This is a genomic window from Bradyrhizobium sp. USDA 241 (genome assembly GCF_049739505.1).
GTDB classification, from domain to species: domain Bacteria; phylum Pseudomonadota; class Alphaproteobacteria; order Rhizobiales; family Xanthobacteraceae; genus Bradyrhizobium; species Bradyrhizobium liaoningense.
The window spans coordinates 4,014,755-4,037,227 of record NZ_JBMGPZ010000005.1; the positions used below are offsets into that span (position 1 = coordinate 4,014,755).

17 protein-coding genes and 2 pseudogenes are annotated in these 22,473 nt (G+C 63.8%); 9 read left to right on the forward strand and 10 right to left on the reverse strand.

Going from position 1 to position 22,473, the window contains the following annotated elements; all coding sequences use genetic code 11:
- Positions 1-147: 147 nt before the first annotated feature.
- Positions 148-1,491: an IS1380-like element ISBdi2 family transposase gene (locus tag ABIF91_RS41290; protein WP_212303970.1), complete on the reverse strand. Its 1,344-nt coding sequence runs from the start codon at positions 1,489-1,491 to the stop codon at positions 148-150.
- Between the two features lie 1,037 nt (positions 1,492-2,528).
- Between ABIF91_RS41290 and ABIF91_RS41295 the strand changes: the two genes are divergently transcribed.
- Entirely contained in the window at positions 2,529-3,155 is a 627-nt protein-coding gene (locus tag ABIF91_RS41295; protein ID WP_028181889.1) for a transglutaminase-like cysteine peptidase, read from the forward strand.
- 106 nt (positions 3,156-3,261) lie between these two features.
- Here ABIF91_RS41295 and ABIF91_RS41300 read toward each other — a convergent pair.
- The 6 genes and pseudogenes from ABIF91_RS41300 to ABIF91_RS41325 form a co-directional block, all read right to left on the reverse strand.
- A pseudogene (locus ABIF91_RS41300) lies at positions 3,262-4,041 on the reverse strand (efflux RND transporter permease subunit); the annotation flags it as partial.
- A gap of 166 nt (positions 4,042-4,207) precedes the next feature.
- Positions 4,208-5,551 (reverse strand): IS1380 family transposase, encoded by a 1,344-nt coding sequence (locus ABIF91_RS41305; protein WP_424578735.1) that lies wholly within the window; start codon positions 5,549-5,551, stop codon positions 4,208-4,210.
- A gap of 292 nt (positions 5,552-5,843) precedes the next feature.
- Entirely contained in the window at positions 5,844-7,187 is a 1,344-nt protein-coding gene (locus ABIF91_RS41310; protein ID WP_208086440.1) for an IS1380-like element ISBdi2 family transposase, read from the reverse strand.
- 87 nt (positions 7,188-7,274) lie between these two features.
- Positions 7,275-9,581: pseudogene (locus tag ABIF91_RS41315) on the reverse strand (efflux RND transporter permease subunit); the annotation flags it as partial.
- Between the two features lie 58 nt (positions 9,582-9,639).
- Positions 9,640-10,722: an efflux RND transporter periplasmic adaptor subunit gene (locus tag ABIF91_RS41320; RefSeq protein ID WP_080660046.1), complete on the reverse strand. Its 1,083-nt coding sequence runs from the start codon at positions 10,720-10,722 to the stop codon at positions 9,640-9,642.
- Positions 10,723-10,751: 29 nt separating this feature from the next.
- Entirely contained in the window at positions 10,752-12,344 is a 1,593-nt protein-coding gene (locus ABIF91_RS41325) for an efflux transporter outer membrane subunit (RefSeq protein ID WP_080660044.1), read from the reverse strand.
- 82 nt (positions 12,345-12,426) lie between these two features.
- Here ABIF91_RS41325 and ABIF91_RS41330 point away from each other — a divergent pair, with 82 nt between their 5' ends.
- Positions 12,427-13,143 (forward strand): TetR/AcrR family transcriptional regulator, encoded by a 717-nt coding sequence (locus ABIF91_RS41330; RefSeq protein ID WP_424579770.1) that lies wholly within the window; start codon positions 12,427-12,429, stop codon positions 13,141-13,143.
- Positions 13,144-13,255: 112 nt separating this feature from the next.
- Here ABIF91_RS41330 and ABIF91_RS41335 read toward each other — a convergent pair whose 3' ends face one another.
- A complete protein-coding gene (locus ABIF91_RS41335; protein WP_028181540.1) occupies positions 13,256-13,963 on the reverse strand; it encodes a GntR family transcriptional regulator in 708 nt (235 codons plus the stop codon).
- A 255-nt stretch (positions 13,964-14,218) separates the two neighbouring features.
- On the opposite strand from ABIF91_RS41335, the gene ABIF91_RS41340 reads away from it, so the two are divergent.
- From ABIF91_RS41340 to ABIF91_RS41370, 7 genes are all read left to right on the forward strand, one after another.
- Positions 14,219-15,205: an ABC transporter ATP-binding protein gene (locus ABIF91_RS41340; RefSeq protein WP_028181539.1), complete on the forward strand. Its 987-nt coding sequence runs from the start codon at positions 14,219-14,221 to the stop codon at positions 15,203-15,205.
- A 41-nt stretch (positions 15,206-15,246) separates the two neighbouring features.
- Complete coding sequence (locus ABIF91_RS41345) at positions 15,247-16,536, forward strand: ABC transporter substrate-binding protein (protein WP_028181538.1); 1,290 nt, start codon at positions 15,247-15,249, stop codon at positions 16,534-16,536.
- A gap of 158 nt (positions 16,537-16,694) precedes the next feature.
- The gene (locus tag ABIF91_RS41350) at positions 16,695-17,921 is read left to right on the forward strand and encodes an IS256 family transposase (RefSeq protein ID WP_038960272.1); all 1,227 of its coding nucleotides are present in this window, start codon (positions 16,695-16,697) and stop codon (positions 17,919-17,921) included.
- Positions 17,922-18,031: 110 nt separating this feature from the next.
- Positions 18,032-18,865 (forward strand): ABC transporter permease, encoded by an 834-nt coding sequence (locus ABIF91_RS41355; protein WP_245285506.1) that lies wholly within the window; start codon positions 18,032-18,034, stop codon positions 18,863-18,865.
- A 3-nt stretch (positions 18,866-18,868) separates the two neighbouring features.
- Positions 18,869-19,723, forward strand: a complete 855-nt coding sequence (locus ABIF91_RS41360) for an ABC transporter permease (RefSeq protein ID WP_028180897.1) — start codon at positions 18,869-18,871, stop codon at positions 19,721-19,723.
- A gap of 20 nt (positions 19,724-19,743) precedes the next feature.
- Positions 19,744-20,475, forward strand: coding sequence for an aspartate/glutamate racemase family protein (locus tag ABIF91_RS41365; RefSeq protein WP_028180896.1), 732 nt, complete (start codon positions 19,744-19,746; stop codon positions 20,473-20,475).
- Between the two features lie 358 nt (positions 20,476-20,833).
- Positions 20,834-21,328 (forward strand): hypothetical protein, encoded by a 495-nt coding sequence (locus ABIF91_RS41370; RefSeq protein WP_028180895.1) that lies wholly within the window; start codon positions 20,834-20,836, stop codon positions 21,326-21,328.
- Between the two features lie 180 nt (positions 21,329-21,508).
- Here ABIF91_RS41370 and ABIF91_RS41375 read toward each other — a convergent pair whose 3' ends face one another.
- Positions 21,509-21,874, reverse strand: a complete 366-nt coding sequence (locus ABIF91_RS41375; protein WP_028180894.1) for a hypothetical protein — start codon at positions 21,872-21,874, stop codon at positions 21,509-21,511.
- 103 nt (positions 21,875-21,977) lie between these two features.
- Positions 21,978-22,316, reverse strand: coding sequence for a hypothetical protein (locus tag ABIF91_RS41380; RefSeq protein ID WP_028180893.1), 339 nt, complete (start codon positions 22,314-22,316; stop codon positions 21,978-21,980).
- Positions 22,317-22,473: the final 157 nt, after the last annotated feature.

The following is a 22,473-nucleotide window of genomic DNA, read 5'->3' on the forward strand; positions in this document are numbered from 1 at the left end:
TGCGGCTTTTGGGCCCGATTGATGCGGCCGCACATCTTGTCTGACGAGGCGCACAGGATTGCCTTCGGCTTTTCGCCGCCTGACGACCGGTACTTTGCAACGCGCTTGAGGGATGGGTTGGGCGAACGGGGGCGGACGCCCCGCCGGTCAAGGACCGAGCGGCAGCAGCGCGCCGGGCAAGCCGCAGATCAGGTCGGCTTCGGGACATGCCGCGGCAAACGCAAGGCGAATGCGGCTCGTGGTCTCGACGACACGGGCGGCGATTTTCAAGAGCCGAAGACGCAGCGTCGCGAACTCGGCAGCGGCCAATTCCCGGGCTTTGGGAATGGCGTCGCGCACGGTCAGCATCAGCCAATAAGCGGCCGTATGGAGCACGAGACGGACCTGGTTGGCGAGCGCCGAACGGCAGCTGGTGCGATCGGAGGCGAGCTGCGTCTTATGCAGCTTGATCAGATTCTCGGCTTGGCCGCGCGCGCAATACAGGCTGTCGTAGATCCACTCGGCCGAGCCGACATCGAGGCTGGTGACGACGAAGCGGATGTCGAGGCCGAGCATCGTCGCCTCAATACGGGCGACAGTGCGCCGTTCGCGATCCCAGGACTTTGCCTTGTGGCGCGTCTCGGTATAGCCACGCAGAACCGGCAGGTTCTCGATGGCGCGTCGCGTGCGGATGTCGTCGGCGACCTCGTCGACTTTTCTGGCGAGAGGCTTGGTGCCGGACAGACCGAAGATGTAGTCGATGCCGTTGGTCTCGCACCACGCCATTGCCTCCGGCCGGGCATAGTGCCCGTCGCCACGGAACGTAATTTGCGTGTTGTGCCATCGCGTCCGGATATGCCGTACCAGGCGGCGCAGATGGGCACGCACCTCGACGCCGCCCGGCGTCTTGCCGGGCCGCAGCACGACGGCCACGGGCCGGCTCTTCTCCGTGTCGTAGACGTGGATCGGCAGGAAGCAGCGTTCGTCATAATGAGCGTTGAACAGCGAGAGCTGCTGATGGCCGTGGACGACGTCGCAGGTATCATCGATGTCGAGCGTGACGGATGCCGGCTCGCGCGGGTAGCTATCCATCCATGCGTCGACCAAAATGTAGGTCAGTCGGATCACGTCGCGCAGGCGCGGAGCATTCTCCAGCCGCGACAGCGTCGGCTGGGAACACAAATCCCGGCCCGTGTCCGGTAGGCGACCGCAGGCCAGCTTGAATGCCGGATCGGACCTCAGATGATCGAGGTCGTCGGCGTCCTCGTAGCCGCAGCAGATCGCGAACATGCGAGCGCGGAACATATCGACCAGGCTGTGCACGACCCGCGTCGGATCGCGCCGATCCGGGAACACCCGGGCCAGATTGTTGGCCAAACCGAGACGCCGCTCGGCCATCGCCAGAAGCATCACGCCCCCGTTCGAGGTTAGGCGCCCACCATCGAAGGCAGCTGTGACTTTCTTGGCGTGAACGGCTGGAAACGAGAAGGGCGGAATCGTATCGTCGGTCATGGCGGGCGTGGCGTTCGCGGTTGGAGGTGATGGGGTTGGCTTCGCAACCGAATCCTACGCCGCATCAGCGCTTTACCCCTCAGGCGCACTCTTACGAATAAGACGGGTTAAGTTGAAGAAAGATTGAGTGACTCCCGATCATTTCTGTGCCGAAACGTGGAGTCGCGGTCGTGCCGCGTCCAAAGAAACCGGCGCGAGCGGCCTATTAGACGCGGTAGGTGCTCAGCCTCCGAAACGAGACTATCAAGCATGAAGAGATCGAGCGCGAGGCAGAGGTTTTATTTGTGTTGAATTCTTGCTTCTCGATAGTGGTCTGAAATCGTATCATCGGTCATGGCGGGCGTGGCGTTCGCGGTTGAAGGTGATGGGGTGGCTTCGCAACCGAATCCTACGCCGCATCAGCGCTTTACACCACGCTCGCCAGCCTCTCAGGCGCCCTCTCGCGAATAAGACGGGTTAAGTTGAAGAAAGATTGAGTGACTCCCGATCATTTCTGTGCCGAAACGTGGAGTCGCGGTCGTGCCGCGTCCAAAGAAACCGGCGCGAGCGGCCTATTAGACGCGGTAGGTGCTCAGCCTCCGAAACGAGACTATCAAGCATGAAGAGATCGAGCGCGAGGCAGAGGTTTTATTTGTGTTGAATTCTTGCTTCTCGATAGTGGTCTGAAATCGTATCATCGGTCATGGCGGGCGTGGCGTTCGCGGTTGAAGGTGATGGGGTGGCTTCGCAACCGAATCCTACGCCGCATCAGCGCTTTACACCACGCTCGCCAGCCTCTCAGGCGCCCTCTCGCGAATAAGACGGGTTAACGCGTCGGTCGCGAATGGGCGCGACCGCCGCTTCCGCCAGCGTTTCCGCGTTAATTGGTAAAATTTGAATCGATTGCAGTCATATCAAATTTTACTCGAATTCGATTCAAGTATAGATCGAATTCGCCGCGCCTTTTACTTGCATTCGTCTCGACTTGACTTGACTGACTTAGTGGCAACGCAAAAGCTCCATGCGAAATGTGGTCCCAACAAGAAACGGGGACCGCAATGTTTGACTTCAGGGGACAGGGGAAGAGGCTGGCGCTGGCCGCCATGCTCTTCGGGATCAGCGCGGCGGCGCACGCCGGCGAAAGCCGTCTGCTCTACGCGAGCCTCGGCGACACCACGCGTGCGCCGATCGGCTGGGTCGAGTTCTGCGCGGACAACGCCGCTCAGTGCCAGGGCGCACCGATGCAGCCGCGCGACATCGTGATGTCGCAAGCCGCATGGCGCGACCTCGTCAAGGTCAATCGCTGGGTCAACGAGACCGTCAAGCCTTTGACCGACCAGGAGCACTGGGGCGTGATCGAGAAGTGGTCGCTGCCATCAGACGGCTACGGCGACTGTGAAGACTACGTGCTGTTGAAGCGCAAGATGCTGATCGACGCCGGATGGCCGCGCCAGGCCCTGCTGATCACCGTCGTGCGCGACAAGAAGGGCGAAGGCCACGCGGTGCTGACGGTGAAGACCGACAAGGGCGAGTTCGTTCTCGACAATCAGAACGAGAACGTCGTTGCCTGGACGGAGACCGGCTACCGCTTCGTCAAGCGCCAGTCGCAGAGCGATCCCAACGTCTGGGTCTCGCTGGGCGATACCAAGCCGGCGGTCTCCACCGCCAGCGCGAAGGATCAGTAGGAACGAGACAACGAGTTACGCGGCCCGGTCACATCCCCACCCCCCCGTCCCAGACCGGTTCGCGCGCGCCCAGCCATCCCCCAATGGCTGGGCGCAACTTTTTCGGCTATGCGGGCGCTGCCTCGTTCGCAGCCGGAGCCGCCGCTGGCCGTGCGATCAGGGCATAGGCGACCGGCACCACGAACAGCGTGAACAGCGTACCGATCGACAGCCCCGTCGCGATCACGAGGCCCATGTTGTAGCGCGACACCGCGCCCGCCCCGCTCGCGGTGATCAGCGGAACGACGCCGAGCACCATCGCCGCGGTCGTCATCAGGATCGGCCGCAGCCGGATCGTCGCCGCCTCGATGATCGCCTCGGTCACCCCCTTGCCCTCGAGGCGCAGTTCGTTGGCGACCTCGACCATCAGGATGCCGTGCTTGCTGACGAGGCCCATCAGCGTGAGCAGCCCGACCTGGGTGTAGATGTTGAGGCTGGCACCGCCGATGCCGAGGCTGATGAAGATCAGGGCGCCGGCCAGCGACATCGGCACCGACACCAGGATCACGATGGGATCGAGGAAGCTGTTGAACAGCGCCGCCAGCGCCAGGAAGATGATGATGACGGCGAAAGCGAACGTCGTGACGAAGCCGCCCGACTCCTGCTCGAGCTGCCGCGAGGCGCCACCGAAATCCACCGTGTAGCCGGCCGGCAGGGTCTTCGCGAGATCCTTGAGCGTGGCGAGCGCGCTGCCCATCGACACGGTCGGCATCGCAACGCCCGAGATCGTCGCCGCATTGATCTGCTGGAAATGATTGCGCGATTGCGGAACGGTCCTGTTCTCCAGATGGGCTACGGTCGAGAGCGGCACCATCGAATTGTCGCTCGCCTTGATGTAATAGCCTAGCCCGTCCTATTCGTGAGAGTGCGGCTTTTGGGCCCGATTGATGCGGCCGCACATCTTGTCTGACGAGGCGCACAGGATTGCCTTCGGCTTTTCGCCGCCTGACGACCGGTACTTTGCAACGCGCTTGAGGGATGGGTTGGGCGAACGGGGGCGGACGCCCCGCCGGTCAAGGACCGAGCGGCAGCAGCGCGCCGGGCAAGCCGCAGATCAGGTCGGCTTCGGGACATGCCGCGGCAAACGCAAGGCGAATGCGGCTCGTGGTCTCGACGACACGGGCGGCGATTTTCAAGAGCCGAAGACGCAGCGTCGCGAACTCGGCAGCGGCCAATTCCCGGGCTTTGGGAATGGCGTCGCGCACGGTCAGCATCAGCCAATAAGCGGCCGTATGGAGCACGAGACGGACCTGGTTGGCGAGCGCCGAACGGCAGCTGGTGCGATCGGAGGCGAGCTGCGTCTTATGCAGCTTGATCAGATTCTCGGCTTGGCCGCGCGCGCAATACAGGCTGTCGTAGATCCACTCGGCCGAGCCGACATCGAGGCTGGTGACGACGAAGCGGATGTCGAGGCCGAGCATCGTCGCCTCAATACGGGCGACAGTGCGCCGTTCGCGATCCCAGGACTTTGCCTTGTGGCGCGTCTCGGTATAGCCACGCAGAACCGGCAGGTTCTCGATGGCGCGTCGCGTGCGGATGTCGTCGGCGACCTCGTCGACTTTTCTGGCGAGAGGCTTGGTGCCGGACAGACCGAAGATGTAGTCGATGCCGTTGGTCTCGCACCACGCCATTGCCTCCGGCCGGGCATAGTGCCCGTCGCCACGGAACGTAATTTGCGTGTTGTGCCATCGCGTCCGGATATGCCGTACCAGGCGGCGCAGATGGGCACGCACCTCGACGCCGCCCGGCGTCTTGCCGGGCCGCAGCACGACGGCCACGGGCCGGCTCTTCTCCGTGTCGTAGACGTGGATCGGCAGGAAGCAGCGTTCGTCATAATGAGCGTTGAACAGCGAGAGCTGCTGATGGCCGTGGACGACGTCGCAGGTATCATCGATGTCGAGCGTGACGGATGCCGGCTCGCGCGGGTAGCTATCCATCCATGCGTCGACCAAAATGTAGGTCAGTCGGATCACGTCGCGCAGGCGCGGAGCATTCTCCAGCCGCGACAGCGTCGGCTGGGAACACAAATCCCGGCCCGTGTCCGGTAGGCGACCGCAGGCCAGCTTGAATGCCGGATCGGACCGCAGATGATCGAGGTCGTCGGCGTCCTCGTAGCCGCAGCAGATCGCGAACATGCGAGCGCGGAACATATCGACCAGGTTGTGCACGACCCGCGTCGGATCGCGCCGATCCGGGAACACCCGGGCCAGATTGTCGGCCAAGCCGAGACGCCGCTCGGCCATCGCCAGAAGGATCGCGCCCCCGTTCGAGGTCAGGCGACCGCCATCGAAGGCAGCCGTGACTTTCTTGGCGTGAACGGCTGGAAACGAGAAGGGCGGAATCGTATCATCGGTCATGGCGGGCGTGGCGTTCGCGGTTGAAGGTGATAGCGTTGGCTTCGCAACCGAATCCTACGCCGCATCAGCGCTTTACACCACGATCGCCAGCCTCTCAGGCGCACTCTTACGAATAAGACGGGCTAGCCCGTCCTATTCGTGAGAGTGCGGCTTTTGGGCCCGATTGATGCGGCCGCACATCTTGTCTGACGAGGCGCACAGGATTGCCTTCGGCTTTTCGCCGCCTGACGACCGGTACTTTGCAACGCGCTTGAGGGATGGGTTGGGCGAACGGGGGCGGACGCCCCGCCGGTCAAGGACCGAGCGGCAGCAGCGCGCCGGGCAAGCCGCAGATCAGGTCGGCTTCGGGACATGCCGCGGCAAACGCAAGGCGAATGCGGCTCGTGGTCTCGACGACACGGGCGGCGATTTTCAAGAGCCGAAGACGCAGCGTCGCGAACTCGGCAGCGGCCAATTCCCGGGCTTTGGGAATGGCGTCGCGCACGGTCAGCATCAGCCAATAAGCGGCCGTATGGAGCACGAGACGGACCTGGTTGGCGAGCGCCGAACGGCAGCTGGTGCGATCGGAGGCGAGCTGCGTCTTATGCAGCTTGATCAGATTCTCGGCTTGGCCGCGCGCGCAATACAGGCTGTCGTAGATCCACTCGGCCGAGCCGACATCGAGGCTGGTGACGACGAAGCGGATGTCGAGGCCGAGCATCGTCGCCTCAATACGGGCGACAGTGCGCCGTTCGCGATCCCAGGACTTTGCCTTGTGGCGCGTCTCGGTATAGCCACGCAGAACCGGCAGGTTCTCGATGGCGCGTCGCGTGCGGATGTCGTCGGCGACCTCGTCGACTTTTCTGGCGAGAGGCTTGGTGCCGGACAGACCGAAGATGTAGTCGATGCCGTTGGTCTCGCACCACGCCATTGCCTCCGGCCGGGCATAGTGCCCGTCGCCACGGAACGTAATTTGCGTGTTGTGCCATCGCGTCCGGATATGCCGTACCAGGCGGCGCAGATGGGCACGCACCTCGACGCCGCCCGGCGTCTTGCCGGGCCGCAGCACGACGGCCACGGGCCGGCTCTTCTCCGTGTCGTAGACGTGGATCGGCAGGAAGCAGCGTTCGTCATAATGAGCGTTGAACAGCGAGAGCTGCTGATGGCCGTGGACGACGTCGCAGGTATCATCGATGTCGAGCGTGACGGATGCCGGCTCGCGCGGGTAGCTATCCATCCATGCGTCGACCAAAGTGTAGGTCAGCCGGATCACGTCGCGCAGGCGCGGAGCATTCTCCAGCCGCGACAGCGTCGGCTGGGAACACAAATCCCGGCCCGTGTCCGGTAGGCGACCGCAGGCCAGTTTGAATGCCGGATCGGACCTCAGATGATCGAGGTCGTCGGCGTCCTCGTAGCCGCAGCAGATCGCGAACATGCGAGCGCGGAACATATCGACCAGGCTGTGCACGACCCGCGTCGGATCGCGCCGATCCGGGAACACCCGGGCCAGATTGTTGGCCAAACCGAGACGCCGCTCGGCCATCGCCAGAAGCATCACGCCCCCGTTCGAGGTTAGGCGCCCACCATCGAAGGCAGCTGTGACTTTCTTGGCGTGAACGGCTGGAAACGAGAAGGGCGGAATCGTATCGTCGGTCATGGCGGGCGTGGCGTTCGCGGTTGGAGGTGATGGGGTTGGCTTCGCAACCGAATCCTACGCCGCATCAGCGCTTTACCCCTCAGGCGCACTCTTACGAATAAGACGGGCTAGCAACTGGTCTGCCGTCAGCCGATCGTTCTGCTTGGCCTGAGGAATTACCTTGTAGGAGCGGCCGTCGAGGCTGAAATAGTCGAGATAGTTGCCGCCGAGCATGGTCGCGAGCGCACCGCCGAGATCACTCATCTTCAGGCCGAGATCACCGGCCTTGTCGCGGTCGAAGGAGACCAGCGTCTGGGGCCTGTCGATTTTCAGGTCGGTATCGAGGAAGATGAATTGGCCGCTCTTCAGCGCCTGCACCATGAAGTTGCGCGAGACCTGGTCGAGCTCGTTGTATGAACCGGTCGCACCGATCACGAACTGGATCGGAAGGCCGTTGCTGCCGGGCAGCGGCGACGGCTGGAAGGCGACCGAGCGCGTGCCGGCGATGGTGTTGAGCAGGTTCTGGAAATCCGGCTGAAGAGTCTTCGTGGTCAGGCTGCGCTGGTCCCAGGGCTTGAGCACCCAGCCTCCGATCGCCTGGGTGGGCGTGTCGATCTGGAAGAGGGTCTTCGTTTCCGGGCGCTTGGCCACGAGATCGTAGACCTGCTGGCTGTAGAATTGCCGCTGCTGAAGTGTCGCTGAGGGCGCCGACGTCGTCAGCGAGAGCACGACGCCCTGGTCCTCGTCGGGCGCGAGCTCGCTGGTCGAGGTCGCATAGAGCCAGGGAATGCCGGCCAACAGCAGCAGCGCGAACACGGCCACGACCGGCTTCATGGCAAAGACGGCCTCCAGCCGGCGGCGATAGGCGCCTGAGAGCCACTCAAGCACGTGGTCGATCGTCCGGACCAAGCGCGCCTCCCAGTTCGTCGCATCGCGCTCGGTCTTGCGCAATAGCCAGGCGCAGTTCATCGGCGACAGCGTCAGCGCGATCACCGCAGATACCGTGACCGCGCCTGCGAGCGTGAAGGCGAACTCGGTGAACAGCGCGCCGGTGAGGCCGCCCTGGAATCCCACGGGCACGTAGACCGCGATCAGAACCACGGTCATGGCGATGATCGGGCTTGCCAGCGCGCGTGCGGACTGGATCGCGGCCTCGACCGGCGCGACGCCTTCGTCGATCAGCCGGTGCACGCTCTCCACGACGATGATGGCATCATCCACCACGAGCCCGATGGCGAGCACGAGTGCAAGCAGGGTCAACAGATTGATGGAGAAGCCCATCAGCAGCATCAGCCCGAATGTTCCGATCAGCGACAGCGGGATCGCGATCACCGGGATCAGGACCGATCGCCACGAGCCCAGGAACAGGAACACCACCACGATCACGATCAGCACCGCTTCCACCAGCGAGTGGACGACCTCGTCGATCGAGGAATTGACGAAGTCGGTGGAGTCGTAGAGCACCTCGCCGGCCAGACCGTTCGGAAGCTGCGCCTTGATGTCGGGCAGGACCGCCTTCACACCGTTGATGACGTCGAGCAGATTGGCCGTGGGCGCCGTCTGGATGCCGATATAGACCGCCGTCTTGCCGTTGAATTTCGTTTCGCTGTCGTAATCGTCGTTGCCGAGCGTCACGTTCGCGACGTCACGCAGGCGGATGATGGCGCCGTTGACGGTCTTGACCACGAGGTTGCGGTATTGCTCCAGCGAATGGAGGTTGGTCGAGGCAGCAAGGTCGACCTGCACGAGCCGGCCCTTGGTCGTGCCGAGGCCGGAGATGTAGTCGTTGCCCGACAGCGCGGTCGATACCTCGCTTGCGGTGAGGCCGTAAGCCGCCAGCTTGTCGGGATCGAGCCAGGCCCGGAGCGCAAACTTCTTGGCGCCCAGCAATTCGGCCGTCTGCACGCCGGCGACGGCCTGGAGCCGCGGCTGCACCACGCGCGTCAGGTAGTCGGTAATCTGGTTCGGCGCCAGCACGTCGCTGGCAAAGCCGATGTACATGGCGTCGATGGTCTGACCCACCTTGAGCGTCAGCGTGGGCTGCTGCGTGCCGCTCGGAAACTGGTTGAGGACCGAATTGACCTTGGCGTTGATCTCCGTCATCGCCTTGCCGGAATCGTAGTTCAGCCGCAGATTGACCGTGATGGTGCTGGAGCCGGTGACGCTGCTCGAGGTCATGTAGTCGATGCCGTTGGCCTGGGCGATGGCATTCTCGAGCGGAGTCGTGATGAAGCCGGCGATGATGTCGGAATCCGCGCCGGCATAGGCGGTGCTCACCGTGACGATGGCGTTCTGCGTGCGCGGGTATTGCAGGATCGACAGCGTCGCCATCGAGCGCAGGCCGAGCACGAGGATCAGGGCGCTGACCACGAGCGCCAGCACCGGCCGGCGGATGAAGATATCAGTGAAGCGCATCTTGTCCTGAACTCGTTTCTCGGCACTCTTTGTCGCGGTATCCGCGCCGTCGCGAAGCCTATTGGTCGACGATGTCTGGCGCGGCCTCGGCCTGCGGCACGTGTGAATTGTCGACCTTGACCGGGCTGCCGTTGCGCAGCTTCAGCTGGCCGGCGATGACCACGGTCTCGCCCGGCTTGATCCCATCGTTGACCGCGACGCGGTCGCCTTTCGGGGGCCTCGTCTTGACGAACATCTGCCGCGCGGTGCCCTGCCCGTCATGGAGATCGTCGACGAGATAGACCAGGTCGCCGTAGGAATTGTTCACGATCGCGGTGAGCGGGAGGGTGACGACCTGCTCGGGCTTGCCGACGGCGATCTCGACCTTTGCGAACATGCCCGGCAGCAGCCGGGCCTCGCCGTTGCGCAAGGTGGCGCGAACCTGGACGTTTCGGCTGCTTGAATCCACCTTGGCGTTGATTGCCGTGATCTGCCCGGTGAACCGCTCAGCCGGAAAGGCATCGACTGCGACCGACACGTCCTGCCCGATGCGGATCGAGGCCAGCGCCTGCTGCGGCAGGTAGAAGTCGACATAGATCGGATCGAGACTCTGCAGCGTGACGATGCTGGTCCCGGCGGAGAGATACTGGCCGAGATCGACGGCGCGGATACCGAGGCGCCCGGAGAACGGCGCCTTCAACGTCTTCTGCTCGAGCAGGGCCTTCTGCTGGTCCACCAAGGCCTGGGCGTTCTTCAGGTTGGCCCTGTCGCTGTCGACCGTCGCCTGGCTCACTGCGTTGAACTTGATCTGCTCCTCGTCGCGCTTGAGCACGATCGCGTAGTTCTCCGCCGTCGCCTGCAGTGAACGTAGCTTGGCGAGGTCGTCGGTCGCGACCAGCGACAGCAGGGTCTGTCCCGCCGTGACGCTGTCACCCGAGGAGAACTCGATGCTCTGCACGATGCCGGCGACCTGCAGCGCGAGATCGGCGCCGTTGACGGCGCGCAGCGAGCCGACCGCGTTCAGGCTGGACTGCCAGGGCGCGTTCGCGGCAACCACGGTGGAGACGGTCTGCGGCGGATTGGCCAACGCGCCGATGGCCTTCCTGATCATGATCTCCTTGAAGGTCTGGAATCCATAAAGCCCGCCGAACAGGATCGCCATCCCGCACAGCATGATTGTCATCCGCTTGATCATCGCAACGCGTCCTCGGTCTTCTTGTCGGTGCCGGCGAAGTAACCGGCATTGGCGCGCGGCAGCGCGTCCGGCGTTTCATCCACGCGATTCCACCAGCCGCCGCCGAGCGCCTGAAACAGCGCGGCGGTGTCGGTAAAGCGGGTCGCCTGCGCCTTGACGCGCGATACCCGTGCGTTGAGGTAGGATTGCTGGGCGTTGATGATGTTGGCGTACGGCACGGCGCCGGTCTTGAACTGCTCGACCGCCATCGCGAGGCTGTCGGCCGTCACCTTCTCGGCGGCGGTCTGCGCCTTCAGCGTCGCGGCGTCGTACTGGATGGCGCGCAGGGAATCCGCGACGTTCTGGAACGCGGTCACCACCGTGCTCTTGTAGAGCGCGAGATCCTTCTCGAACGCCGCCACGTCGGCTTCCTTGGTGTGGTACAGCGTTCCGCCGTCGAAGATCTTCTGGCTGACGCTGGAAGCGGCACTCCAGACGATCGTCTCGGGCGAGAACAGCCGCTCGGGACTGGTGGCGCCGTAGCTGCCCGAGAGCGTGAGCTGTGGCAGCAGGTTGGCGATGCCGACACCGACGGTCGCGGTCGCCTGATGCAAGGTCGCCTCGGCCTGACGGATGTCCGGGCGCTGCCGTACCAGCGTCGAGGGCAGCGACAATGGCAGCCGCCCGGGCAGGCGCAGATCGGCCAGCCGCACATGCTCGCCGCGGTCCTGGCTCGGCAGCCGGCCGAGATAGGCCATCAACTGGTTGCGCTGTTGCGCCAGCTGCTTCTGCAGAGGAGCCAGCGTCGCCCTGGCTTGCGCCAGCGTCGCCTCTTGCGACAGCAGGTCGGATTTCGAGATCGCACCGATCTCGAACTGGCGCTGGATGCGCGCCAGCTGATCCGACTCCGCCTTGATGATCTCCTCGGTCGCAAGGATTTGATCGCGGAGCGAGGCATCCGTGATCGCGGCCGTCACTACGTTGGCGGTGAGCGCGAGATAGGTCGCTTCGAGCTTGAAGCCCTGATAGTCGGCCTGGGCTTGCAGCGCCTCGACCTGACGCCGCGTGCCACCCCAGATGTCGAGCGCGTAGGACACGCTGACGGAAGCGTTGTAGAGCGTGTAGGTCGAACCTTGCGCCGGCCACACCCCCGACTGCGACGTGCTCGTCCGGTCGCGCTCCGCCGAGGCGCTGCCGGACACTTGCGGAAACAGGCTGCCCTGCTGCGCCAGCGTATTCTCCCGCGCATAGCGCAAGGCGAACTGCGCCGCCTGCACGTCGGGATGATTGCGGATGGCTTCCTCGACAAAGGCGTTGAGCTGCCGCGAGCGGAACAGCGCCCACCAGGCGCCGGGAATATCCCTGCCTGTTTCGAAGCCCTGCGAATTGCCGCCGGTCACCGGCGCACTCGTGGTGGCGGACGGGCGCTGCTCGCGTGTGTAGCCGTCCACGGCCGGTCCGGCCGGCGACACGAAGTCCGGTCCGACCGCACAGGACGCCAGCACGACGCCGCAGAGCGAGACGCCGGCCCAGGCCGAGGCCCGCGCCGGCCGCCACCCTCCTGCGACGACGGGGACGTGCCTGGACCTGCCTGGAAGAGAAGCTGTCAAAGAACTAAACCGTTTCGTTTTTGTCCGGGAGGCTGTATGTTGCAGGTTGGAACCAAAAGTCAAGCCGTGGGGTTACGGGTCAATGACGACGACGGTGCATAAGGCGCAGATGCGAGAGACCAAAGGACTGGCCGATACGAGTCAGAAGCCGCGCGCCAGGGCCAAGCACAGCCAGATTCTCGACAGCGCTCGCGTTCTTTTTCTCGATCAGGGTTTCGATGCCACCAGCATGGACGCGATCGCGCGCGAGGCCGGGGTCTCGAAGGCGACGCTCTACGTTCATTTCGACGACAAGGACGATCTGCTGCTGGCGCTCGTGAATGAGGAGTGCAAGCGCTTCGGGCCGAAGACGTTATGGCGCGACCACGGCGGCAAGATCGATCTCAGGGCAGAACTCCACGCCATTGGCACGACGTTCCTCGAAGCCTTTCTCGAGCGCGGGCTTGCCGTGCACAGACTCGTGATGTCCTGCGCCTCGCGTTATCCGCGCGTGGCGGAGGTTTTCATGAAGTCCGGACCGGAGCGCTGCGACGCCGAGGTGGCTGCCTTCCTGCGTGCAGCGCAGGCGCAGGGCCTTGTCGACGTTCCCGACGTCGCCATGGCGGCGACGCAGTTTCTCAGCCTGATCCAAGGCAAGGAGATCCTGAAATGGGCTCTCTCGATGAAGACGCCGAGCCCGGCCCGCCATCGCGCGCTGATCGAGAATGGCATCAAGGTGTTTCTCGCGGCCTATGAGCGACGTCCCGCGGCTGCGAAGCAGACGGGGCGAAACCCGGCGAAGGCATCCGCGCGCCGCTAAAGCGCGATGCGAATAGGATGAATCGTGATCGCGCTTTAGGTGTCGTTTAAGCATGATCTTTTCGGAAAACCGCTGCGCACTTTTCCGGATCATGCTTTAGTATCAGGACCGCTCAGGCGCCCAGCACGTCGGCGAGCCGCCTATCCGCGGCGTCGAGCTCTTTCAGGAACAGTTCGGCCTCGATCTCCTGCAGATGCGACAACATCAGCGCGCGCGCGGCCTCGCCATCGCGCCGGCCGATCGCCTCGACGATCCCGGCGTGGTGATCGGTGCCGCAAGCCGGCGTGTCGTGGCGGCGGTAGAGCAGGATGATGAGCGAGGAGCGCGCGATCAGCTCCTTCAGGAAGCCGAGATAGATGCTGTGGCCGCTCATCTCGGCGACGAGACGATGAAACTCGCCGGAGAGCCGCACCGAGGCGCGCGCATCGCCGCGCAGCTCCGCCTCGCGCTCCTCGGTGAGATGGCGCTGCAGGCGATTGATCCAGGCCGGAGACGCCGCATCGATCGCGTGATCGACGATGGCAGGCTCGATCAGGCGCCGCGCCTCGAACACTTCGCGAGCATCGGCGGGCGTCGGCCGCGCGACGAAGGCACCGCGGTTCTTCTCGATGTTGACGATGCCCTCATGCGCGAGCTGCTGCAGCGCGGTCCGCACCAGCGTGCGGCTCGCGCCGTAGATGTCGCCGATCTCGTCCTCGCCGAGCTTCGTGCCCGGCAGCAGGCGATGTTCGAGGATCGCGGCGGTCACGCCCTCCCGGATACGGCTGACCCGATCGCTCGCATCTGGCGCATCGGATTTCGGGCGGGTCTTGAGGGCCATTGGTGTGAGGGCTCGATCGGCGACGTTCGGCCGAATGGTAGTCGACGAGCTGTATCCAATCACAGGCGAAACTTTATACAATCTGCGCCCGTTTTGTGTGCAGAGGGGTGCGCCGGCGTCGGCCAGCCAGCCGGGGTCGGAATTGACCTAACGATCTGACTCCACTGCACAGTTTTCTGAAATCGGTTGGCTGAGGGGTGTTGGCACGGAGCTTGCGGAGAGACGCGGGAAGCATCGCCCCTGCTCGGACACGCCATGGCCACTCCCGCCGCTCTCGAACTGGTCGCCGTCACCAAGCGCTACGACACCACGCTGGCGGTCGACAACGTCAACCTGAAGATCCCGGCCGGCACCTATTGCTGCCTGCTCGGCCCCTCCGGCTGCGGCAAGACGTCGACCCTGCGCATGATCGCGGGCCACGAGGCGGTCAGCGAGGGCGACATCATCCTCGGCGCGCAGAACGTCACCGATCTCGAGCCGGCCAAGCGCGGCACCGCGATGATGTTTCAGTCCTACGCGCTGTTTCCGCACCTCAGCGTGCTCGACAACGTCGCCTTCGCCTTGAAGATGCGCGGGATCGACAAGCCGACGCGGCACAAGCGCGCCGGCGAATTGCTCGAGCTGGTCGCGATGAGCCAATATGCGGGCCGTCTCCCGGCGCAGCTTTCCGGCGGCCAGCAGCAGCGCGTGGCGCTCGCCCGCGCGCTGATCACCGAGCCGCAGATCCTCCTGCTCGACGAGCCGCTCTCCGCGCTGGATCCGTTCCTGCGGGTGAAGATGCGCGGCGAGTTGAAGCGGCTGCAGCGCGAGCTCGGCATCAGCTTCATACAGGTCACCCACGGTCAGGAAGAGGCGATGGCCCTCGCCGACCACATCGTGGTGATGAACCAGGGCCGGATCGAGCAGCAGGGCACGGCACGCGACATCTTCCACCATCCCCGCACCGAATTCGTGGCCCGCTTCATCGGCGGCCACAACGTCCTCAGCGACTCCGGCAAGCTCATCGCCGTGCGCGCCGATCAGCTCGGCATCGTGCCGTTCGCTGACGGCGCGTTCGGCGCGCCGGCGCTGCTGACCCAGACCGAGTACCAGGGCTCCTACATCGCCGTCTCGCTCACGCTCGACGACGGCACCGCCCTGTTCTCCCACCTTCCCGAGGCCGCCTTCGACGTCCACCCGTTCCGTCCGGGCGATCGCGTGCTGGCCACCTGGGATCCCGCCAAGGCGCAACCCCTGCAATAGCGCCGATCAATCACCGGAATGCGCAACAGAGGAGTGATGACATGACCGAGACCACCAGGACGAAGGGCGTCAGCCGCCGCACGCTGCTCAAGGGCACCGCAGGTCTCGCCGGCCTTGCCGCAGGCTCGGGGGCGATCACCGGCTTTCCCTACGTGAAGTCGGCCGACGCGAAGGTGCTGCGCTATCTCGGCACCGCCGTGAACGAGGGCGACGACATCGCCAAGCAGTGCCTGAAGGACACCGGCATCAAGATCGAATACATCACCGCGACCACCGACGACGTCACCAAGCGCGTGATGACCCAGCCGAACTCCTTCGACGTGCTGGACACCGAATATTTCTCGCTGAAGAAGATCGTGCCGTCTGGCAACATCCTCGCGCTCGACGCCAGGAAGATCAAACAGTTCGGCAACATCACGCCTGTTTTCACCAAGGGCGAGACGCCCGGCGGCAAGAAGATCGGCGGCCAGGGCACGGCACCCTGGAAGGTGCTCTACCTCGAAGGCAAGGACTCCAAGAAGTTCGCGACGTCGGCGACCGAATTCGTGACGCTGATCCCGACCGTCTACAACGCCGACACGCTCGGCATCCGCCCCGACCTGATCAAGCGGCCGATCAATTCCTGGTCCGAGCTGCTCAACCCCGAGTTCAAGGGCAAGGCCTCGATCCTCAACATCCCCTCGATCGGCATCATGGACGCTGCGATGGTCGTGGAAGCCTCCGGCAAGTACAAATATGCCGACAAGGGCAACATGACCAAGGAAGAGATCGATCTCACCATGAAGGTCATGACCGAGGCCAAGAAGGCCGGTCAATTCCGCGCCTTCTGGAAGGATTTCAACGAGAGCGTCAACCTGATGGCCTCGGGCGAGACCGTGATCCAATCGATGTGGTCGCCGGCGGTGACGAAGGTGCGCTCGATGGGGATTGCCTGCACCTTCCAGCCGCTGAAGGAAGGCTACCGCTCCTGGGCCTCCGGCTTCTGCGTCTCCAAGGGCGTCTCGGGCGCGAAGCTCGAATGGGCCTATGAGTTCGTCAACTGGTTCCTGTCCGGCTACGCCGGCGCCTATCTCAACCGCCAGGGCTATTACTCGGCCGTCCTCTCCACCGCGAAGGCGCATATGGAGCCCTACGAGTGGGCGTACTGGATGGAAGGCAAGCCGGCCGAGAAGGACATCAAGGCGCCCGACGGTTCGCTCTTGGAAAAGGCGGGCGCCGTGCGTGACGGCGGCTCCTACGAAGACCGCATGGGCGCGGTCGCGTGCTGGAACGCTGTGATGGACGAGAACGACTACATGGTCCGCAAGTGGAATGAGTTCATCGCGGCGTAACGGACATGTCGGAAGAAGTTCTGCAACAGGCAACCCCGGGCTTGATCCCGGGGTCGGGCACAGCGCGCGCCGCAAAGCCGACGCGCCTATCGCCGTGAGGGTGTCAGTAACTCGGTGTAAGATGGTTTCTGTGAGTTTACCTTTGACAGGAGACTCACATGGCTACGGATTTTTCACCTGAGATTTTGGACCAGCTTCTTGCCGGGGGCAGTCTCAAGCCAGAAGACTTAGCCGGCGAAGACGGGCTTTTCAGACGACTGAAGAAGGCGCTTCTGGAGCGCGCACTGGGTGCGGAGCTGACCCACCACCTTGGCTATGAGAAGGGCGACCCGGCGGGCCGCGGGTCGGGCAACAGCCGCAACGGCACAAGCAGCAAAGCGCTGTTGACGGACGACGGCGAGATCGAGATCGAGGTGCCGCGCGACCGCGCCGGCACGTTCGAACCGGTGATCGTCGCGAAGGGCCAGACCCGCTTCGACGGCTTCGACGAGAAGATCATCAGTCTCTACGGGCGGGGCATGACGGTACGGGAGATCCAGGGCCATCTGGCCGAGCTCTACGGCACCGAGGTGTCCCCCGATCTGATCAGCAAGGTCACCGACGCGATTCTCGACGAGGTCCGCGAATGGCAGAGCCGGCCGCTGGAAGCGATCTATCCGGTGGTCTTCTTCGACGCGCTCAGGGTCAAGATTCGCGATGAGGGGATGGTCAAGAACAAGGCAGTCTACGTCGTGCTGGGCATCACTGCATCGGGCGAGAAAGACGTGCTCGGGCTTTGGATCGAGCAAACCGAAGGCGCCAAATTCTGGCTCAAGGTCATGAACGATCTGAGGAACCGCGGCGTCGCCGACATCCTGATCGCCGTCGTCGACGGTCTGAAGGGCTTTCCCGAGGCGATCAACAGCGTCTTTCCCAAGGCGATGGTCCAGACCTGCATCGTGCATTTGATCCGCAACAGCCTATCCTTCGTGTCCTGGAAGGATCGCAAGGCGATCCTTCCCTCGATCAAGGCGATCTATCATGCCGAGAATGCCGACGCCGCTCTGCTCAGGCTCGAGGACTTCGAAGCCGAGTGGGGCAAGCGCTATCCCGCGATCGGGGCGGCCTGGCGCCGGGCGTGGGAGCACGTCATTCCGTTCTTCGCCTTCGCGCCGGAGATACGCAAAATGATCTATACCACCAACGCGGTCGAGGCGCTGAACCGTTCGCTGCGCAAGATCATCAAAACACGCGGCAGCTTCCCCAACGACGAGGCGGCGATGAAGCTGCTTTACCTCGCCATCAGAAATGCCGGCATCCATTGGCGACGACCGGTTGCATGGACGGCCGCAATGGGCCAGTTTGCCATCCAGTTCGGCGAGCGCTTTGCAGGCTCAGCGGACTGACCCCATGGGGTCAGTCCGCTGACCCCGCAAACCCCTCACAGAGACGCTCTTACACAAAACTTCTGACACTCCCATCGCCGTCCTTCATCTCCTGGCTCCAGGCCGGGCCGATGATGCTGGTGTTTCTCGCCTTCTTCCTCATTCCGCTCGTCTTCGTCGTCATCGTATCCTTCTGGGATTACAATGAATACCAGCTGCTGCCGGCTTTCTCTGGCCGCGGCTACACCGACACTTTCGAGGGCTGCATCGCGCAGCTCCCCGATCTCTGCACCATCGGCAAGACCTACCTGAAGACGCTGAAGCTGTGCTTCCTGGTCTGGGCCATCACCCTCTTCATCGGCTTCTGGGTCGCCTATTTCCTCGCCTTCCACGTCAGGTCCAAGACCTGGCAGATGGGATTGTCGCTGCTCTGCACGATCCCGTTCTGGACCTCCAACGTGATCCGCATGATCGCCTGGATTCCACTGCTCGGGCGCAACGGCCTGGTGAACTCAGGCCTGATGAAGACGGGCCTGATCAACCATCCGATCGAATGGCTGCTGTTCTCCGAGTTCTCCGTCGTGCTGGCGCTGGTGCACCTCTTCACCTTCTTCATGGTGGTGCCGATCTTCAATTCCATGGTGCGCATCGACAAGTCGCTGATCGAGGCGGCCTATGACGCCGGCGCCACCGGATTCCAGACCCTCGTCAACGTCATCATTCCGCTGTCCAAGCCCGGCATCGTGATCGGCTCGATCTTCGTCATCACCATCGTGATGGGCGATTTCATCACCATCGGCGTGATGGGCGGCCAGCAGATCGCCGCCGCCGGCAAGATCATCGAGACGCGGGTGAATGCTCTGCAGTTCCCGGCTGCCGCCGCGAACGCGGTGATCCTGCTCGTCATCACCTTCCTGATCATCACCATGATGTCGCGCATCGTCGACATCAAGAAGGAGCTCTAGAGCATGACGGAAGGACGCCCGCGCTCTTTCTACGTGCTCGCGATCTTCTTCGCGGCCTATGTGCTGTTCCTCTATGGCCCGATGATCGCGATCTACGTGCTGTCGTTCCAGGGGCCGCAGGGCGGCCTCACCTTCCCGATGAACGGCGTCTCGACCTTCTGGATCGCGAAACTGTTCCAAGGCACCGGCATCGTCGATCTCGGCGCGGCCTTCCGCCGTTCGCTGCTGCTTGGCCTCGTCGTGATGGTCCTCACCGTCGTGCTGTCGGTCGCCGCAGGAATGGCGTTCCGCCGTAAATTCAAGGCGCAAAGCATCCTGTTCTATTCGGCGATCGCGAGCCTGATCGTGCCCTCGATCATCACCTCGCTCGGCATCTCGCTCGAATTCCGCATCATCGACGATCTGATCAAGGCGCATTGGAACGAGAATTTCGAAACCTCGATGGGCCTGCTCACCTCCGGGCTCGGCGCGCACCTGACCTGGACGCTGCCGTTCGGGCTGCTCATCATGTTCGCGATCTTCAACCGCTTCGACCCGCGCCTCGAGGAGGCCGCGCGCGATCTCGGCGCGACACCATGGCAGACCTTCCGTCACGTCGTGCTGCCGATCATCCTGCCGTCGGTGATCGGCATCGGCCTGTTCGGCTTCACGCTGTCCTGGGACGAGCTCGCCCGCTCCAGCCAGGCCATCGGCGCGGTGAATACATTGCCGCTCGATCTGCAGGGCCTCACCACCACCGTGACGAACCCCGACATCTATGCGCTCGGCACCGTGATCTCGCTTGCGCTCGGCACCATCCACGTGCTCAACAAGCGGCAGGCGGCCAAGGGTTCGGACGCCGGCAAGGGACTCGTCTGACAAGGGACTTGTCTGATCCGATGCGGCTGCACGTCGTCAACCCCAACACCACCGCGTCGATGACGGCGAAGATCGCCGCTGCGGCGCGCAGCGTCGCCCTGCCCGGCACGGTGATCGACGCACGTCAGCCGACGATGGGCCCGGTCTCGATCGAGGGATTCTACGACGAAGCCTTCGCGGTCCCCGGCATGCTCGGCTGCATCCGCGAGGCCGACCGCGACGGTGCGGAAGCACACATCATCGCCTGCTTCGACGACACCGGCCTCGACGCTGCGCGCGCCGCCGCAAAGGCGCCGGTGATCGGCATCGGCGAAGCCGGCTTCCACATGGCGAGCCTGATCGCCGCGCGCTTCGCCGTGGTGACGACGCTCGGTGTGTCCATCGTGCCGATCGAGCACAATCTGAAAAAATACGGCCTCGCCGCGCGCTGCGTCGGCGTCCGGGCGGCCGAAGTGCCCGTGCTGGCACTGGAAGAGCGCAATACCGATGCGCTCGGCAGAATTTCGGCGGAGATCACTGCCGCGATCCGCGACGACCGCGCCGAAGCCATCGTGCTCGGCTGTGCCGGCATGGCCGACCTCGCCACCGAACTCGCCGCCACGCACGGCCTGCCCGTGGTCGACGGCGTCACTGCTGCGGTGACGCTGGCGGAATCGCTGGTGCGGCTCGGGCTGAAGACCTCCCGGCTCGGGCCCTATGCCGCGCCGCGATCGAAGCCCTATGATGGATTGTTGTCGCAGTTTCGGCCGTAGGCGCAGCAGCAGATACCTATGGACGGCATGAGCACAGGGTCAGTGTGCCCGGCCCGCACCGCGGCGGTCGGCCTCGCCTACCGATTCTGATGCGGAATCACTGACGAGCGCAGCCCCGACGACCGGATCAGCAACGCGTCCTTGGGGACGCCTGCGACCGGATTGAGCGAATCTCGCGAAAAAGCGGCAAAAAAGGTGTTATTGAACCTCTTTTTGCACCCGCCCGTCCCATTAATCCCAACCAGCCTCTTTTTGGTCCTATTCCTTGCCGAAACCTAAGGCTTTCGGGACGCCCCGGTGGCCCTCTGGGTTGCCGGTCTTCGCCATTCACCAAGTTTCCATTTGGGTTTTGTCAGCGATGATCGATCTCGCCCGGGACACACCGTCCACCTCTCTCCTTCGCCTTGGGGGCCAGCCCATTGCGCTGACCGCTGCAGCCCTCTTGCTCCTGATCGCGGGCGTGACTTCAATCGCGATCTGGCGTGCCTATACCGGCGCCGCCCCTGAGAGCGACCGCATGGTTGCATCGCGGCAGCTCCAGGCCCGCGCGGCCCAGGCGTCCGAGCAGTTGGTCGAGAAGACCAAGGGTCTGGAGGCGACCCAGCAGGAATCGATCGACCAACTCCAGGTGGTGCAGGATCAGCTCCTGACCATGAAGCGGCTGCTCGCCGCGCAACAGGCCGATACCAAGCGTCTGTCAGAGCAGGTCACGGCCTTGAACGAATCCATCGACGGCTTGCGGCAGTCATTTGCCAGTGCGCGGGCGACCGAGGTCGACACACCGTCGGTTACCCGCAGGAAACCGGCGCGGCACCGCGTCCAGGCCAGCGCGCGCAAGCGGTCGCGCGGCTGAGCCGACAGCCGCGGGAACTTTATTTTCGCCACTTGTGAACTGGATCACATTCGCCCGTAGGATTCCGCGCGATGTTGGCGTCTACCGGATGGCGTGAGCCGATTTCAATATCCGGGGCTGGCAAGGTCGTTGACGGTATACTGCGTCAACGGCCTTGTTCTTTAACAGCTTATTTCCGTCTCACTCGCAGACGTCGACCCGACGGTACCGCCATCCCGACGGCGTCATGACACGCTTCCGCGCGACATAGCAGCCGCCGTAACCGTCGTTGTAGCCCGGGCCGTAATAGTAGGGATCGCCGTAGTAGGGATAACCGTAACCGTAATAGCCGCCGTAGTAGCCGGCACCGACGAAACCCGCACCGATTGCGACACCTGGCCAGAAGCCGCCGCCACGCCAGGGGCGATGCCCCCAGCCTCCGCCATGGAAGCCGCCGCCATGGAAGCCTCCACCATGTCCGAAGCCGCCGCGCGCCTCGGCCGCCTGCGGCGCCAATAGTCCGAACGCTGCCACAGTCAGCGCCGTCACGATCATCTTGCGAAACATCACTCGATCCTCCGCGTGGAGACACTCCACGCTTCAAAGCAGGACCAAGCTAACGTCAGTTGGGAACTCGTGACAGCCACGCTGTCTCACTTCCGCGCGAGCGTCAGCAGCCGCGGCAGATGCTCTTGATCTTCCTGTCGAGCTGCTTGTTCTCGGCGTTCACGGCGGCATCAGCCGCCTCACCTCCGCCGGTGCCGGTGGTGACTCCGGAGCCGGGGCCGGATGACTGAGCCGTACTCAGGCTGTTGGTACCGGGCGGCGGAACTGGCGAATTGGCAATGCCTCCGGTCGATCCTACCGAGCCTCCCGTCGATCCCACTGAGCCGCCGCTCGATCCGGCTGAGCCGCCGGTCGTTTGCGCGAACGATAAGGCGGGCAAGGCCGCGAGTGCGAGGATCATGATCGTAGTCTTGATTGAACCGCCTGCAGATGAGCTTGCCATCGGAAGTCCTCCTTTACCGGTCAACCGACGCGGTGAAGACAGGTTCCGGTACAGGCGTCTCAGGCGCAACGCTGTCACGTTCGCCGCGCAATGCACGGTCTGCATCGTTGGAGCCCCATTCGCGGGCAGCCGCGGGGCTGATCTCCACTCCACCCCG

Bases quoted from the DNA above. Each gene is read 5' to 3' on its own strand.
- ABIF91_RS41290 (WP_212303970.1), bottom strand. From the start codon at position 1,491: ATGACCGACGATACGATTCCGCCCTTCTCGTTTCCAGCCGTTCACGCC.
- ABIF91_RS41295 (WP_028181889.1), top strand. From the start codon at position 2,529: ATGTTTGACTTCAGGGGACAGGGGAAGAGGCTGGCGCTGGCCGCCATG.
- ABIF91_RS41305 (WP_424578735.1), bottom strand. From the start codon at position 5,551: ATGACCGATGATACGATTCCGCCCTTCTCGTTTCCAGCCGTTCACGCC.
- ABIF91_RS41310 (WP_208086440.1), bottom strand. From the start codon at position 7,187: ATGACCGACGATACGATTCCGCCCTTCTCGTTTCCAGCCGTTCACGCC.
- ABIF91_RS41320 (WP_080660046.1), bottom strand. From the start codon at position 10,722: ATGGCGATCCTGTTCGGCGGGCTTTATGGATTCCAGACCTTCAAGGAG.
- ABIF91_RS41330 (WP_424579770.1), top strand. From the start codon at position 12,427: ATGACGACGACGGTGCATAAGGCGCAGATGCGAGAGACCAAAGGACTG.
- ABIF91_RS41335 (WP_028181540.1), bottom strand. From the start codon at position 13,963: ATGGCCCTCAAGACCCGCCCGAAATCCGATGCGCCAGATGCGAGCGAT.
- ABIF91_RS41340 (WP_028181539.1), top strand. From the start codon at position 14,219: ATGGCCACTCCCGCCGCTCTCGAACTGGTCGCCGTCACCAAGCGCTAC.
- ABIF91_RS41345 (WP_028181538.1), top strand. From the start codon at position 15,247: ATGACCGAGACCACCAGGACGAAGGGCGTCAGCCGCCGCACGCTGCTC.
- ABIF91_RS41350 (WP_038960272.1), top strand. From the start codon at position 16,695: ATGGCTACGGATTTTTCACCTGAGATTTTGGACCAGCTTCTTGCCGGG.
- ABIF91_RS41355 (WP_245285506.1), top strand. From the start codon at position 18,032: ATGATGCTGGTGTTTCTCGCCTTCTTCCTCATTCCGCTCGTCTTCGTC.
- ABIF91_RS41360 (WP_028180897.1), top strand. From the start codon at position 18,869: ATGACGGAAGGACGCCCGCGCTCTTTCTACGTGCTCGCGATCTTCTTC.
- ABIF91_RS41365 (WP_028180896.1), top strand. From the start codon at position 19,744: ATGCGGCTGCACGTCGTCAACCCCAACACCACCGCGTCGATGACGGCG.
- ABIF91_RS41370 (WP_028180895.1), top strand. From the start codon at position 20,834: ATGATCGATCTCGCCCGGGACACACCGTCCACCTCTCTCCTTCGCCTT.
- ABIF91_RS41375 (WP_028180894.1), bottom strand. From the start codon at position 21,874: ATGTTTCGCAAGATGATCGTGACGGCGCTGACTGTGGCAGCGTTCGGA.
- ABIF91_RS41380 (WP_028180893.1), bottom strand. From the start codon at position 22,316: ATGGCAAGCTCATCTGCAGGCGGTTCAATCAAGACTACGATCATGATC.